Origin of the sequence: Bradyrhizobium sp. NBAIM01 (genome assembly GCF_020194115.1) — a bacterium.
GTDB classification, from domain to species: Bacteria; Pseudomonadota; Alphaproteobacteria; order Rhizobiales; family Xanthobacteraceae; genus Bradyrhizobium; species Bradyrhizobium yuanmingense.
Map to the genome: position 1 here is coordinate 20,234 of NZ_JADYVU010000013.1, position 14,185 is coordinate 34,418.

The following is a 14,185-nucleotide window of genomic DNA, read 5'->3' on the forward strand; positions in this document are numbered from 1 at the left end:
CTGGCTCCTTCAGGGCTTCAGCACGACCTTGACGCAGGAATCGCGCTTGTCGCGAAACACCTGGTACATCTCCGGTCCCTGGGCGAGCGGGACGGTGTGGGTGATGACGAAGGACGGGTCGATCTCGCCCTCTTCGATGCGGCGGAGCAGATCGTCGGTCCAGCGGTTGACGTGGGTCTGGCCGGTCCGCATCGTCAGGCCCTTGTTCATGAAGGCGCCCATCGGAAGCATGTCGGACAGGCCGCTGTACACGCCCGCCACCGAGATGATGCCGCCGGGACGGCAGACATAGATCATCTCGCGCAGCACGTGGGGCCTGTCACTCTCGGCCATCACCATCTGTTTGGCGCGGTCGAGCAGGGTGTCAGGCAGCGATGGCATCACATGCGCCTCCATGCCGACGCAATCGATGCACTTTTCCGGGCCCTTGCCGTCGGTCAGCTCCTGGAGCCGCTCCACCACGCTCTCGGTCTCGAAGTTGATCGTGGTGGCGCCGCCGGCTTCCGCCATGCTGAGCCGCTCCGGCAGGCAGTCGATCGCGATCACCTGGTTGGCGCCGAGCAGGATGGCGCTGCGGATCGCCATCTGCCCGACCGGGCCACAGCCCCAGATCGCGACCGTGTCGGTCGGCTCGATGTCGCATTGCACGGCGGCCTGCCAGCCGGTCGGGAAGATGTCGCTAAGGAACAGCAATTGCTCGTCGGGAATGCCCGGTGGCACCTTGATGTGGGTGGCGTCGGCAAAGGGCACGCGAAGGTACTCAGCCTGGCCGCCGGGATAGCCGCCGGTCAGATGCGTGTAGCCGAACAGGCCTGCCGTCGTGTGCCCGAACACCTTGTCGGCCAGGTGACGCTTGCGGTTGGTGGTCTCGCACACCGAGAAATTGCCGCGCTTGCACTGGTCGCATTCGCCGCAAATGATCGTGAACGGCACGACGATGCGGTCGCCCTTCTTCAGCTTGCCGTCGACGCCCGAGCCGACCTCGACCACTTCACCCATGGTCTCGTGACCCATGATGTCGCCGGGCAGCATGCCCGGGATGAAATTGTGAAAGAGGTGCAGGTCGGAGCCGCAGATGGCGCAGCTCGTCACCTTGATGATGGCATCACGCGGATCCTGGATCTCCGGGTCGGTGACGGTGTCGCACCTGATGTCCTCCTTGCCGTGCCAGACCAGCGCCTTCATCGTCCGTCCTCCCGGTTGCACCACGTGCCATCTAAGTCCAGGCACGAACGATGGTTGCTATCGCCGCGCGCAAATTCTTCGCACTGCGCAAATAGGAACGAGAGAGCAGGGCAGCGATTGAGCGTGATCACCTCATTCCAAAGGCTCAATCACAAGGATTTTGCCGCATGTCCGCCAATCAGCTCGCCGTCGTCACAGGCGCCTCAACCGGTATCGGTCTGGAACTCGCAAGGTGCTGCGCGCAGGCCGGATTCAACCTCGTCGTCGCGGCCGACGAGTCCCAGATCGAGCAGGTGGCCGTCGATCTCCGGCGGCTCGGCGGCAGCGTGGAGCCGGTCGAGACCGATCTTGCGACCACCGAGGGCGTCGACAAGCTGTGCGCGGCGGTCGGCGACCGGCCGATTGACGCGTTGCTCGCCAACGCCGGCATCGGCCTCGGCAAGGCGTTCCTCGACCAGGACTTTGCCAGGGTGAAACACCTCATCGACACCAACATCACCGGCACGCTGTATCTGATCCACCGCGTCGGCAATGAGATGCTCCGCCGCAGAGCCGGGCGCATCCTGATCACAGGTTCTATCGCCGGTTTCATGCCGGGCAGTTTCCAAGCTGCCTACAACGCCAGCAAGGCGTTCCTGGATTCATTCTCGTTCGCGCTGCGTGAGGAGCTGCGCGACAGCGGTGTCACCGTGACCTGCCTGATGCCGGGTGCGACCGAGACCGAGTTCTTCCGCCGCGCCGACATGATGGACACCAAGGTCGGCACCGACAAGAAGGACGGGGCCTACGATGTTGCGAAGGCCGGCTTCGATGCGATGATGCGCGGGGACGCCGACATCGTCACCGGGCTTAAGAACAAGATCCAGACCACGGTCGCGAACGTCACGCCCAACGAGATGCTGGCCAAGCAGCACCGCAAGATGGCCGAGCCGGGCACGGCAAGGTCGTAGAGCGACGCGCGCGCCATGTTGCGAAGCGCGCGAACCCTCTTGCGAAGAGAAAGCAGACCCCCGATTCACATAGCCTAATGCGCCGCGGCCCTCAAACCGTCAAATTGTACGGGCTGAAACAAGAGGGGGGCCGCTGTGGCGATGGATCGCATCGAACAGGCCTTTATCGCGACTGCCGTTACGGGTTTTCTCGTGATGATGGTCGCAATCGTCTGGATGATGATGAGCTGAAGGTGGGGAGCTTGCCGTCTTGCGCATCGCGCTACCTTACGCCGCAGTTATCCTCTGCCTGGCGGTGACCGCGTGGCTTGCGTTCGCGCATCTATTTTGATCGTCGCCCGGCTGCGAGCTTTCAACCGCTTTGACTAGACCGGCTGCTCGGCGATGAGTCCGGTGAGCTTCCGTGCCATCGCCGCAAGATCGATCGGCTTTTCCAGGAGCGGCACGTCCTGAAATTCCGGACTGAGCGTGATCTTGTCGTACCCGGTGGTGAAAAGGAAGGGCACGTTGCGCGCTCTCAGCTCGCGGGCGATCGGAAAGATCATTTCGCTGCGGATGTTCACGTCGAGCACGGCAGCGTCCAGGACGCTGCCGTCGTGCAGGATCTTGAGCGCGTCTTCGAGATCGCCGACGGGACCGGCGATCTCGGCGCCCAGCGCGCGGAATGTCTTGCCGATGTCATCGGCGAGAAAATACTCGTCCTCGACCACGAAGATGCGGCGCCCCTTGAGCTCTGCGCGCTGATGCGACGATGTCGCCATGCTGTCTCGGCCTCCAAACGCACAGGAACATAAGCCGACGATCCGCCTTGGTGCAAAGTGCAAACGATGCAATTGGAGGCGGGTTCCATGGGCAACCGCGACATCATTGTCATCGGGGGCTCGGCCGGAGCGACCGCTCCATTGAAGCAGATTCTGGGCCGTCTGCCGGCGGATCTGCCGGCCGCCGTCTTCATCGTGCTGCACATTCCGGCGCAGGGCATCGGCATCCTCTCTACCGTGGCCGGCAGTGCCGGTCCGCTCCCGGTGCGGCAGGCCGAGAACGGCATGAAGATCGAGCCCGGCCAGATCTACCTGGGTGCGCCGGACCATCATCTTCTCGTCACGGAGGACCGCATCTTCCTCGGCCGCGGCCCGCGCGAGAACATGGTGCGGCCGGCGATCGATGCGTTGTTCCGCTCGGCCGCGCTCTATCACGGGCCGCGCGTCATCGGCGTGCTCCTGAGCGGCCTGTTGTCGGACGGCGCTTCCGGCCTCAACGCCATCAAACGCTGCGGCGGGATGGCCGTAGTGCAAGACCCCGCGGACGCGATCTCGGACGAGATGCCGCGGCGCGCCATGGAGGCGACCACGGTCGATCTCTGCGTTCCCGGCGCCACCATGGGCGACGTGCTCTCCGAGCTCGTCAGGGAGCAGGCCGGCGCCGCGCTGCCAATTCCGCCCGAGATCAGGCTCGAGGTCGAGATCGCGGCCGGTGAGCGGATCGGCAGTGACAATCTCGTCGCCATGGCTCACCCTGTCGCCCTGACCTGTCCATCCTGCGGCGGGGTGCTCTCGGAGGTCAAGAATGCCCGCCCGATGCGTTTCCGCTGCCAGGTCGGTCACGGCTTCACTGCCGATGCGCTCGCCAAGGAGCAGGAGGGGCGCGTCGATGAAGCCTTGCGGGTGGCGCTGCGGATCATCGAGGAGCGGGCGGAGCTGGTGCAACGCATGGCCGCCGATGGCCGGCGCTCCGGCCGGGCTGCCGTCGCCGAGATGTATGAGGCTCGGGCGCTCGAATACCGCGAATATGCCGACATGATCCGGCGCGTCGTGCTAAAGTCGCTCCAGCCTTCCGTAGGCAAACGGGAGGCGTGAAGGCGCGGCCATGGCCATCTCCCTTGCCGAACGCACCGCCCAGCTCGATGCCGAGCAACGCCTGCTGGTGAAGGCGGAACAGGATATAGAGAGCGGCTGGCAACGGGTTCGCAATCAGGAGGACCGGGTGCGCGAGCTCATGGCCGGCGGTCATGACACCTGCCAGGCGGAGCGGCTGGTCGACCTGCTCAAGCAGACGCTGGTCGAATGGGAACGCCACCGCACCTTGATCGAGCAGCGCGTGGCCTTTCTCCAGCGCGAGGTCAATCCGGAAGCGTAGGGCGCCCGACGTCGATCTCCCGAACTGCACCGCTCGACGCTGCACAGCAGCAGGCGGCTCTCTCGCGCTTGTCCCCTCAATCGGGCTAGCTGGGGCAAAGAGATGCCCGGGACATTTTTGCCTTTGATGTGTTGGGATAATATTGAATTCTGCTATGTGCAGGGCGGGGCGCCCATCGGGTTCCCGCCAGCCAGTGAGCCACCAGAGCCATGAGCGAAAACGGCGACCAGCCGGTCGATGCAAACCGCCAGAGCAAGACCCCGCTGATCATAGGGGTCGGCGCCTCGCCGGGCGCGCTGGATAGCATCGAGCGCTTCTTCGCCAAGATGTCGGTCGGGGCCGATCAGGCCATCGTGCTGGCGCTCCAGCACCACGAGGCGTTCGACGAGCCGCGGCTGCGCAACCTCGTGCAGAATTCCAACGGCAACAAGATCGCCGAGATCGCCGACGGCCACCCCATCGAAGGCGGCACGATCTATCTGTGTCCGCCCGCCATGATCACCACTATCCAGGGTGATCGCTTCGCAATCCGCAAGGCCGAGCAGGCGCCCGGCGAACGCGCCACGATCGACAGCTTCCTGGTCTCGCTGGCCGAGGAGCGCGCCGAGCAGTCGATCGGTGTCATCCTCGCGGGCACCGGGGGCGACGGCACGCTGGGCACCGCGACGCTGAAGGATCACGGCGGCCTCGCCATCGCAGAGAAGACCGGACATGCGGAGGAGGCCGGGCATCTCGACGGCAACACGCCCGCTGCGATTGCCGATTATGTGCTGCCGCCCGAGGATATCCCCGAGCACATCCAGGTCTATGCCCGTCACCTCAGGCGTCTGGAGGAGAAGCAGGGCTTCGACGAGGTTCTGGCGGCGGCCGCGACTTCGCTGGCGCGCATCGCCGACATCCTGCGAAACAAGACCCGCAACGATTTTCACGGCTACAAGCAGAACACCTTCCTGCGCCGGGTGCAGCGGCGCATGCAGGTGGTCCGGATCGACGACATTGCCGCTTATGTGGATTTCCTTCGCAACGACAAGGACGAGGCCCAAAATCTCTTCAACGATCTCTTGATCGGCGTCACCGAATTCTTCCGCGACAAGCGCGAATTCGAGGTGCTGGAGACGCAGATCATTCCCAAGATCTTCGAGGGCAAGGGGATTGGCCAGCAGGTCCGCGTCTGGGTGCTCGGCTGCGCTACCGGCGAGGAGGCCTATTCGGTCGGCATTCTCCTGCGCGAGCACATGGCGCGGATGGACTCCCTGCCGCAGGTCCAGATCTTCGCCACCGACATCGATGGACGGGCGCTCGCGACTGCCCGCGTCGGCCGCTATCGCACCAATATCGAGGCGGACATGACCAGCGAGCGGCTGGCGCGCTGGTTCGTGCGTGAAGGCGACACCTATTGCGTGGTGAAGGAGCTGCGCGAGATGTGCATCTTCTCGCAGCACAACGTCATCAAGGATGCGCCGTTCTCCAAGCTCGATCTCGTCTCCTGCCGCAATCTGCTGATCTATCTCAATGCCGAGCTGCAGAACCGCGTGATTCCGCTGTTCCATTTCGCGCTGCTGCCGGAGCGCTATCTGTTCCTCGGCAATTCCGAGAACGTGACCCGGCATCCGAAGCTGTTCGCCCCCGTCGACCGCCGCGCCCGGATATTCAAGAAGCTCGAGACCGGAACGCGGCTGCCGCCGGAATTTCCGATCACGACCGCGGCGGGCAGGACGCCGGTCGAGGTGCCGCCGGTTCGCTCGTTCGGGCCCGACGTCGGCCTGGAGCGGCGGGCGCAGCGCATCGCGGAGCGCTATGCCCCGGCCTATGTCATCACCGACGACAATTTCCAGGTCCTGCATTTCTCCGGGCGCACCGGCCGCTACATCGAGCCGAACGCAGGCGCCGCCACGCTCGATCTGCTGCAGCTCGTGCACCGCGATCTCCGGCTGGAATTGCGTACCGCACTCAGCCGCGCGGCCGAGACCAACGAATCCGTCCATGCCGAGCAGGTGCAACTCGGGGTGAACGGTCACCGCGTCCTGGTGGACATTACAGTCGAGCCGATCCAGGAGGGCGCCGGCGGCCACCGCAATTTCGTCGTCCTGTTCAAGGACGGCCCGGCGCGGACCATCGAGGCCGACCCCGCCAATCCCAGCGCCCTGGTGCGCACCGAGCATGTCGAGCGTCTCGAGAACGATCTGCGTGCGACCCGCGAGCGCCTTCAGGCGACCATCGAGGAGCTCGAGAGCACCAACGAGGAGCTGAAATCGTCGAACGAGGAATACCAATCGCTGAACGAGGAGTTGCAGTCGGCCAACGAGGAGCTGGAGACCTCGCGCGAGGAGCTGCAATCGGTCAACGAGGAGCTGACCACCGTCAACGGCGAGCTGGCGCACCGCGTTCAGGAGCTGACGCGCGCCACCAGCGACCTCAAGAATTTCCTCGAGAGCACGCAGATCGCCACGGTGTTCCTCGACAACGATTTGCGCGTGATGAACTTCACGCCCGCCATCACCCAGCTCCTGCATCTGGTCGAGACCGACACCGGCCGCCCGATCAGCCATATCAAGGCGCGCATCCCGATCGAGGAGCTTTACGACGACGTCCGCCGGGTGCTGCGCACGCTCGCCAGCGTCGAGCGCGAGCTGAGCGCGCCGGACAGCGGCACGCGTTATATCGTGCGCATCCTGCCATATCGCAGCATCGACAATTTCATCGCGGGTGTCGTCATGACCTTCATCGACGTCACCGCAATCACCCGCGCCGAGGAGCGGCAGCGCCTGCTGCTGGCCGAGCTCCAGCACCGGGTCCGCAACACGCTCGGCGTGGTGCGCTCGATTGCCCGCCGCTCGGCGGAAACGAGCTCGACCGTGGAGGAATACGCCTCCCATCTCGACGGGCGTCTCAACGCCTTCGCCCGCACCCAGGCGCTGGTGACGCGCGATCCCGAAGGCGGCGTCGATCTGGAATATCTCGTCGTCGAGGAGCTGGTCGCCTACAATGCCAGGGAAGGCGAGCAGATGCGGGTTTCGGGCCCCAAAATCCGTTTCCAGCCCAAGGCCGCCGAAACCTTCGCGCTCTCGATCCACGAACTCGCCACCAATGCGCTCAAGTACGGGGCACTCAGTCAGCCAAGCGGGCGCATCGAGGTCACCTGGCGCGTCGATGAGAGCACCGAGCCGGCGGAGCTGGTGTTCGAGTGGCGGGAGCGCGGCGGGCCTGCTGTCACGACAAGGCCGCGAAAAGGATTCGGAACCGAGCTTCTGGAGCGCACGCTGGCGTTCGAGTTGAAGGGGCAGACCACGATGGCATTCAATTCTGCCGGGCTGCAATGCACCATCACCATCCCCTTGACAAAGCGCGCCTTCCACACACCGGTGGTGGCTGCCTGATGCCGCTGTCGACAGCCGATCGCAGCGTTTTGGAGCCGGCCATTCGTCGGCTGAGCGCGCTACGGCCGTTGTCGGCCGAGGCTGGCGCATCGCTGGAATACGCCATGCTCGAGGGCCTCCAGCGCGCCGGATCCGGCGAGGATCTGATCAGCGAGGGTGATTCCGTCGACGCCGTCCGCGTCCTGTTGTCGGGCTGGCTCGGCCGTTACAAGACGCTCGATGACGGCCGGCGCCAGATCGTCAATTTCATCTTCCCGGGCGAAAGCTGCGATGCGCATGCTTACCTGCTGTCGGAGATGGATCATTCGATCGTGGCGCTGACGCCCGTGGTCTATGCCGAAATCAAGCGCGCCCGCTTCGAGAACCTCCTCGCCAACAACCCTACGCTCTCGGAAGCGTTCTGGTGCGAGACTCTGCTCAACAGCGCAATCCAGCGCGAATGGGCGATCAATCTCGGCCGCCGCGTCGCGCTGGAGCGCGTGGCGCACCTGTTCTGCGAAATCTTCGAGCGGCTTCGCCCGGTGGGACTGGTCGACGGCAATTCCTGCCTCATGCCCGTCACGCAGACGGATCTCGCCGATGCGACGGGGCTTTCCGTCGTTCACCTCAATCGGACGCTCCAGGAGCTGCGCGCGGCGAAGCTGATCGTGCTGCGCGAGCGGACCCTGACCATCCCGGACCTCGATGCGCTCAAGAACGCGGCGCTGTATTCGCCTAGCTATCTCGGGATCTACCGGGCGACTGAAGCGGTCCGTTGACGCCGTTCCGTTCCGGCCAGACGAGTCGTTTCGCTGAGATGGGCCGGAACAGGATGTCGTCCTGCTCGCAATCACGCCTGTTTGGGGCGCTGTCCGTCCTGCACATCATCATCGTCTTCACTTGGAAAGGGCTCGTGAGTTTTCCGGCCCAGAAACGTATCCGGTCGAGGAAGCGTCAATACCTCCAGCGATTCACGGATCGCCTTGCGAACCTGCTCCACGTGCTTCTCATCGGACTGTAATGGATAACGAGTCGGCTTCGCCATCAGGCGCTCCCCCGGGTCATGCAGGCGGGAGCACCATCGGTCTCTCAGCCACCGGCGCCTACGGGCAGAGCCACAGCCAGTGATGAGATCACCGTACACCCGCTGTGGCGTTTCAGCTAAGGAAATCGAGGACCTGTCGGCCGATTCCTGTTCCGGGCTACCGGTACGTGGTTGAGGGCGGTCTGGCGGGTTGTGGCGACTTGATCCAGGTTAAGCGGCGACGCTTTTTGAGCCGTTGGCCCCATTTGAGTAACCTATGCAAGTGCGCGCTCGCGAGCTCTGTTGCATTATGCCTGATGCCAGACACGCTGTTTGCCCGCGCTACGCGCGCTATCGAAGAGAGCCGAGCCCTCCGGGAGCAGCATAGACAAGTTGCGGGCCGCTACGGCGACACCGTGAACGATTTACGTTTGGCCATTATGGACAGCGCCATGCTTCGCTCCGAGATCAGGGCGCGCCGGGACAACGAGGAATCGTAACTCCGGTCTTTTTCCCCAAACAGGCAACCGTTCCCTTTCTGGAACGTTAGATCGTTGGCCAGGCTGTGCAGCCTGGCATCAATACCCGTCGGAACGCAACGGCGCGATCGACCTCATGCACCAGGAGGACGCCTGATGAGGACGCGACATCGATTCAAGCAAGTCGAAACTCTGGAAGCGCGGCTCGCCGCCGAGGCGGAGCGGCTACGCGAACAGGCCAGCTTGCTTCCGCCCGGCGCGGCGCGCGACGAAGTCCTGCGCAAGGCGCGTCAGGCGGAAACTGGGTCTCAGATGAGCGAGTGGCTGCGGTCGCCGGGCCTGCAGCCGCCAAGCTAGCCCGGCGCGATGCGCGTCGTCAGCGCCGCTTCGCAGCCTTGCTTCGCCGATTGTACGGGGAGCGGTTGACCGGCCGCAGCGAAATTCCTTCGCGTTGCGCCTTGCTGCGAATGGCCGTGACGGGGCGCTGCAGCTTGATGCTCATCACGCCGGTCGGCGTGTTGCCTTTCGCAAGCTGCTTCAGCTTGCTTACATCCGCCGCTGTCCACGGCTCGCGCGCGCGGCGCTTGTAGGCGGGATTTGCCTTGCGCGGTCCTTTGCGGCCGATCGGTGAGCCCGGTCGTTTCCATGCTGCTCTTGCCATGATGATCCTCCTTCAAGTCGTCCTTGAACATACGAATCAGCATTTCGGTTCCGGCGCGGTCCAAACCGATCGGTCCTGCGGTTGTGCTTTGCGCAAAATCGCGCAGCGTTAACTTATTGAAATGCCGGAACCGGCTGTTGCGACGGAAGCTACAATCGTTGCCGGGCCGAGCCGCCTCGACCGGCAAGCGACTTGAGTGACAAGAGAACCTGGGCCCCGGCGCCCGATCCCCCGCCGGGGCCGATTCCCTTCCAACCAAATTCTCCACGAAAGTACAAAAGTAAAAATGACCGCCAAACGTAACCGCAGGAAACAGACCCAAACGCTTCAGGAGCGACTGGCCGCTTTTGCCGAAAGCGCGCGCGAGCGCGCCCGCAACTTGCCGCCCGGCAGGGAACGCGAGATGCTGCTGCGTCGCGCCAAGCAGAACGAAGTGACCTCGAACCTCACGGATTGGCTCAGCGCACCCGTCGCTCCAAGGCGAGGACACCTATAGTGGCAAGTATCAAGCACTACCGCGCGTTCCAGATCGATCCGGACGGGCACGTGTTCGGATGCATCAACCTCGTCTGCGACGACGACGAGCAGGCCAAGCGCGAAGCCGCCTCGCTCGTCCTGGTGCATCGCATCGAGCTGTGGCGGCTCGATCAACGGATCGCCAAATTCGATGCGCCGCAGGAGCTTGTTCGCCAGTAGGGCTTGGGAACCGCGCGCTGGGCGCCGGGTTGGGTCGGAGGGATTCGACTTCGCCAGGAGCCAGCATGACGGACGCCGACATTCGCAAGGGGATGCCGCCCGTCAAGCTGTCGCGTGAGGAGTTCGAGCGGCGCTACAAGCGTCAGTTCGTCGATCCCGCCTTTGCTCCGCTTGGGCGCGAGCTCGATGCCATCATCGCTGCGGCCTGGGACGCCTACAGCCATTCGCGCAAGGCACCGTTGACGCGGAAGGCCGGCGCAGGCTTTTCCGACCCGAACTACGATCTTGCCGTCGACTGGCTCGATGCGCGCTCAAAAATCCTGGAGGCGCAGCGTCGCCACGACGATGCCGACGAGACGCCGCGCATCCTGATCATCAACGGCTCGGCCCGCAGCGAGCACACCTGTCCCGGCGAGATGTCCAAGACCTGGCGGATGGTCAAGCTGGCCGAGCCCGTCTTCATCGAGATGGGATTTGCCGTCGACATCCTCGATCTGTCGCGCCTCGCTTCGGAATTCGGCAAAACCATTCATCCCTGCAAGTCCTGCGTCGGCACCGCCATGCCGCTGTGCCACTGGCCGTGCAGCTGCTATCCGAACTACTCGCTGGGCCAGACCCACGACTGGATGAACGAGATCTATCCGCTCTGGGTTGCCGCCCACGGCATTCTGATCGTGGCGCCCGTGAACTGGTATCACGTGCCCGCCGGTCTCAAGGCGATGATGGACCGCATGGTCTGCGCCGACGGCGGCAATCCCGATCCGACCTCGACCCACGGCAAGAACGCCGCGGAAGCCAAGGCGATCGAGCTGAAGGGCTGGCCCTATCCGCGTCATCTCGCCGGCCGCCATTTCGGCCTCGTCGTTCACGGCGATGCGGTCGGCGCCGAGGGCGTGCGACGGGCCTTGTCCGACTGGCTGACCGACATGCAGCTGATCTCGGCAGGGCGCTACGCCGAGCTCGACGGTTATGTCGGCTACGACGAGCCATACGCCACATCCCATCGTGAGCTCGACGAGGACCGCGAATTCCAGCAGGAAGTGCAGAATGCGGCGCGCGCGCTCGGCAATGCCGTCCGGCTCGCGCGAAGCGGGCGCCTCGATGAGCCCGGCGCCGGTCTTGCGGACCCGAATCCCAAATGACTGGCGCGCCACCCCTTGAATGCCTGATCGTCGGAGGCGGGCCGGCGGGACTGATGGCCGCGATCTATCTGGCGCGCTTCCGCCGCCGCGTCTGCGTCGTGGACGCCGGCGCGAGCCGGGCGGCCCTGATCCCGCGCAGCCACAATGTCCCCGGCTTCGTCCACGGCCTGTCCGGCCCGGAGCTGATCGAGCGGATGTCGGCCCAGCTGAACGAGCTCGCCGTCACACGCGTGGAGGCCGAGGTCACGGCGTTGCAGCGTCACGGACACGGCTTTGAAGCGAGCTGGAATGGCCGCGCGCATGCGGCCGCCACGGTCATTCTCGCCTGCGGGATCGTCGATACTCATCCGCCATTCGCGGAGTGGCGCGCGGCGGTCGCGGACGGACTCCTGCGCTACTGCCCGATCTGCGACGCCTTCGAGGCCACCGGCCGCCGCATTGGCGTCGTCGGGCCGCTGGATCGTGCCGCCGCAAAGGCGCTCTTTCTGCGTGGCTATGCGCGCGACGTGACGCTGCTTGCGACCGGCGCGGACGACGCGAAGGCCGCAACGTCGGAGCTGTCCGAGGCGGGCGTCGGAATCGTGTTCGCGCCCGAGCTGCGCCTGGCACGGCGAGGCGGCGGCGTTGAAGCGGATTTCGCCGACGGACGTACCGCGCAATTCGACATCGTCTATCCTGCGATGGGCGCGGAGGTCCGCTCCCAGCTCGCGATGGCGCTGGGCGCCGACCACACTGCGGACGGTCATTTGAAGGTCGACGATCACCAGCGCACGTCGATCGCCGGGCTCTACGGAATCGGCGACGTCGTCACCGACCTGCACCAGATCTCGGTCGCGTTCGGCCACGCGGCCATCGCGGCCTGCACGATCCACAACAGCCTGCCGCCGCGATTTGCGTGATGGGACGGCGGTGAGCCTCACAATCGACTGGAACCGGGAACGAAGCGCGTTGCCCCGCTTTGGTCGAGCGGAGCGGGGCGCGCAACTGGAGACAACCGATGGCTCAATCCGAAGACATGACCCGCTGCATCGCGCTTTGCATGAGCTGCTACCAGACATGTCTCGGCACGGCGATGAACCATTGCCTCGAGACCGGCGGCAAGCATGTTGAGCCGAAACATTTCCGCCTGATGATGGCCTGCGCCGAGATCTGCCGGACCGCCGCGCACTTCATGCTGATCAACACGCCGCATCATAAGCACACCTGCGGTGAGTGCGCCGAAATCTGCACCGAATGTGCCGAGGATTGCGCCCGGATCGGCGGCATGGACGAATGCGTCGCGACGTGCCGCTCCTGCGCCCAATCCTGCCGCGCGATGGCGGCTTGAGGAGGTGCCTATGCTGGAAGAGAAACTCAAGGAAGCGATCGTCGGCGAATTGCAGCGTCAGGCCGCCGACCGGCCGCAATCGCTGAAGGTGCAGGGCGCGGGAGACGCAGCGGCCTCGGAGGAGCTGACGGTCAACGGCAAGATCGACCTCGGCGCGCTTGTCATGGTGATCGCAGGATCGGTCGCCGGCGGGCCTTGAGCTCGATCGTCGACCGGCCGCCTCAGCCATACTCCTCGCCGATGCCGTATTCCCGGTAGATCTGCAGCGGGTCGAGCTCGGGAAACAGACGGCATTTGGCCTGCGCAAGATGCAGGCTCACCGCAGCCGGCTCCTTGCCGTTCGCGAGCAGCTTGCGGATGTCCTCCATATGCGCGTTCGGCTGGTGCTTCGGTTCGAGCTGCTCCAGCGCGACCAGGGCGGTCGCGAGTGCCTCGGTCAGAACCCAGTCGTCGTGGCCCGTGATTCCCTTCTTCGACATCGGAAGAACCCCACATCTGGTGGCGGTCACAGTTTACCGCGCCTTCGGCCAAATCGCCATTGAGCCGTTGCGGGCCGTTCGCGCGCGCGAGGCCATGGGCCATGCTCCGGCTTGCCTTATGGCCGCCTCAGGCTAAAAGGCGGCTAGTTGCGGCGGCGGCAGTATCTTTGTTGAAACAAACTTGGCGTAGACGGGCCGTATCCAGGCTCGCCGTTCCGGTCTGGGTCCCGATCCCGCACTTCGCAGCACCATAGGGTTGCGACCCCCTGAAGGTTTCGAGCCAGCATGGTTTTTCTCAGTTTCGTCTACCGCTTCCTCACCAATTTCGCCTTCATGGCGGTGGTCTATTTCAGCTTGAACTTCATGGAAAAGTATCCGAACCGGGCGATCCTGGCGATCCTGGTGCTGGTCTATGCAGCCATGCGCGCGGCCTCGACGCTGCGGGCGTTCTACTTCTTCCAGAAGATCGAGAAGCTGGAGGCCGAGACCAAGCGCCTACAGGCTCCGATCAACGACGGTTCGGGCAGCACCACCGCGCGCAAGCAGGTGATCACCGACGTCGCGCGGCTGCGGCGCGACGGCGAGCTCAAGTCCTACATGGACCTGTTCTTCCTGGCGCTGATCGTGCTGCTCTGCGTCGCCGCCATCATGCGGCAATAGCAGCTAAAGCATGATCCGGAAAAGTGCGAAGCGGTTTTCCGAAAAGATCATGCATAAACAACAACCTAAAGCGCGATGATGATTCATCCT

18 protein-coding genes are annotated in these 14,185 nt (G+C 64.4%); 13 read left to right on the forward strand and 5 right to left on the reverse strand.

The window, feature by feature from the left end:
- Positions 1-9: 9 nt before the first annotated feature.
- Positions 10-1,185 carry a zinc-dependent alcohol dehydrogenase gene (locus tag I6F31_RS29365; protein ID WP_036045784.1) on the reverse strand — a complete coding sequence of 392 codons (1,176 nt, stop codon included), beginning with the start codon at positions 1,183-1,185 and terminating at the stop codon, positions 10-12.
- A 167-nt stretch (positions 1,186-1,352) separates the two neighbouring features.
- Here I6F31_RS29365 and I6F31_RS29370 point away from each other — a divergent pair, with 167 nt between their 5' ends.
- Entirely contained in the window at positions 1,353-2,135 is a 783-nt protein-coding gene (locus I6F31_RS29370; protein ID WP_225186514.1) for an SDR family NAD(P)-dependent oxidoreductase, read from the forward strand.
- Between the two features lie 365 nt (positions 2,136-2,500).
- Here the strand turns inward: I6F31_RS29370 and I6F31_RS29375 are convergent, their stop codons facing one another.
- Positions 2,501-2,896 carry a response regulator gene (locus I6F31_RS29375; RefSeq protein ID WP_225140145.1) on the reverse strand — a complete coding sequence of 132 codons (396 nt, stop codon included), beginning with the start codon at positions 2,894-2,896 and terminating at the stop codon, positions 2,501-2,503.
- 87 nt (positions 2,897-2,983) lie between these two features.
- On the opposite strand from I6F31_RS29375, the gene I6F31_RS29380 reads away from it, so the two are divergent.
- From I6F31_RS29380 to I6F31_RS29395, 4 genes are all read left to right on the forward strand, one after another.
- Positions 2,984-3,991: a chemotaxis protein CheB gene (locus tag I6F31_RS29380; RefSeq protein ID WP_225114951.1), complete on the forward strand. Its 1,008-nt coding sequence runs from the start codon at positions 2,984-2,986 to the stop codon at positions 3,989-3,991.
- Positions 3,992-4,001: 10 nt separating this feature from the next.
- The gene (locus I6F31_RS29385) at positions 4,002-4,271 is read left to right on the forward strand and encodes a hypothetical protein (RefSeq protein ID WP_225114950.1); all 270 of its coding nucleotides are present in this window, start codon (positions 4,002-4,004) and stop codon (positions 4,269-4,271) included.
- A 209-nt stretch (positions 4,272-4,480) separates the two neighbouring features.
- Positions 4,481-7,648 (forward strand): CheR family methyltransferase, encoded by a 3,168-nt coding sequence (locus I6F31_RS29390; protein WP_225186515.1) that lies wholly within the window; start codon positions 4,481-4,483, stop codon positions 7,646-7,648.
- The gene (locus tag I6F31_RS29395; RefSeq protein WP_225186516.1) at positions 7,648-8,406 is read left to right on the forward strand and encodes a Crp/Fnr family transcriptional regulator; all 759 of its coding nucleotides are present in this window, start codon (positions 7,648-7,650) and stop codon (positions 8,404-8,406) included. The genes I6F31_RS29390 and I6F31_RS29395 overlap by 1 nt, the downstream gene beginning before the upstream one ends.
- A gap of 71 nt (positions 8,407-8,477) precedes the next feature.
- On the opposite strand, the gene I6F31_RS29400 is transcribed toward I6F31_RS29395, so the two are convergent.
- The gene (locus I6F31_RS29400; RefSeq protein ID WP_225125048.1) at positions 8,478-8,672 is read right to left on the reverse strand and encodes a hypothetical protein; all 195 of its coding nucleotides are present in this window, start codon (positions 8,670-8,672) and stop codon (positions 8,478-8,480) included.
- 614 nt (positions 8,673-9,286) lie between these two features.
- Between I6F31_RS29400 and I6F31_RS29405 the strand changes: the two genes are divergently transcribed.
- On the forward strand, positions 9,287-9,487 hold the full coding sequence (locus tag I6F31_RS29405) for a hypothetical protein (protein ID WP_225148388.1): 201 nt from the start codon (positions 9,287-9,289) through the stop codon (positions 9,485-9,487).
- Between the two features lie 19 nt (positions 9,488-9,506).
- Here I6F31_RS29405 and I6F31_RS29410 read toward each other — a convergent pair whose 3' ends face one another.
- On the reverse strand, positions 9,507-9,791 hold the full coding sequence (locus I6F31_RS29410; RefSeq protein ID WP_036025635.1) for a hypothetical protein: 285 nt from the start codon (positions 9,789-9,791) through the stop codon (positions 9,507-9,509).
- Positions 9,792-10,077: 286 nt separating this feature from the next.
- Between I6F31_RS29410 and I6F31_RS29415 the strand changes: the two genes are divergently transcribed.
- From I6F31_RS29415 to I6F31_RS29440, 6 genes are all read left to right on the forward strand, one after another.
- Complete coding sequence (locus I6F31_RS29415; RefSeq protein ID WP_036025634.1) at positions 10,078-10,287, forward strand: hypothetical protein; 210 nt, start codon at positions 10,078-10,080, stop codon at positions 10,285-10,287.
- Positions 10,287-10,487, forward strand: coding sequence for a hypothetical protein (locus I6F31_RS29420; RefSeq protein ID WP_036013732.1), 201 nt, complete (start codon positions 10,287-10,289; stop codon positions 10,485-10,487). Before I6F31_RS29415 ends, I6F31_RS29420 begins: the two co-directional genes overlap by 1 nt.
- A 65-nt stretch (positions 10,488-10,552) precedes the next feature.
- Positions 10,553-11,629: a flavodoxin family protein gene (locus tag I6F31_RS29425; RefSeq protein WP_109143438.1), complete on the forward strand. Its 1,077-nt coding sequence runs from the start codon at positions 10,553-10,555 to the stop codon at positions 11,627-11,629.
- The gene (locus I6F31_RS29430; protein WP_225186517.1) at positions 11,626-12,528 is read left to right on the forward strand and encodes an NAD(P)/FAD-dependent oxidoreductase; all 903 of its coding nucleotides are present in this window, start codon (positions 11,626-11,628) and stop codon (positions 12,526-12,528) included. The genes I6F31_RS29425 and I6F31_RS29430 overlap by 4 nt, the downstream gene beginning before the upstream one ends.
- 98 nt (positions 12,529-12,626) lie before the next feature.
- Positions 12,627-12,956 carry a four-helix bundle copper-binding protein gene (locus I6F31_RS29435; RefSeq protein WP_036013740.1) on the forward strand — a complete coding sequence of 110 codons (330 nt, stop codon included), beginning with the start codon at positions 12,627-12,629 and terminating at the stop codon, positions 12,954-12,956.
- A 10-nt stretch (positions 12,957-12,966) separates the two neighbouring features.
- Positions 12,967-13,155 (forward strand): hypothetical protein, encoded by a 189-nt coding sequence (locus I6F31_RS29440; RefSeq protein ID WP_036013742.1) that lies wholly within the window; start codon positions 12,967-12,969, stop codon positions 13,153-13,155.
- 22 nt (positions 13,156-13,177) lie between these two features.
- On the opposite strand, the gene I6F31_RS29445 is transcribed toward I6F31_RS29440, so the two are convergent.
- The gene (locus tag I6F31_RS29445) at positions 13,178-13,435 is read right to left on the reverse strand and encodes a hypothetical protein (RefSeq protein WP_036013744.1); all 258 of its coding nucleotides are present in this window, start codon (positions 13,433-13,435) and stop codon (positions 13,178-13,180) included.
- Between the two features lie 285 nt (positions 13,436-13,720).
- Here I6F31_RS29445 and I6F31_RS29450 point away from each other — a divergent pair, with 285 nt between their 5' ends.
- Positions 13,721-14,095: a hypothetical protein gene (locus I6F31_RS29450; protein WP_036013747.1), complete on the forward strand. Its 375-nt coding sequence runs from the start codon at positions 13,721-13,723 to the stop codon at positions 14,093-14,095.
- Positions 14,096-14,185: the final 90 nt, after the last annotated feature.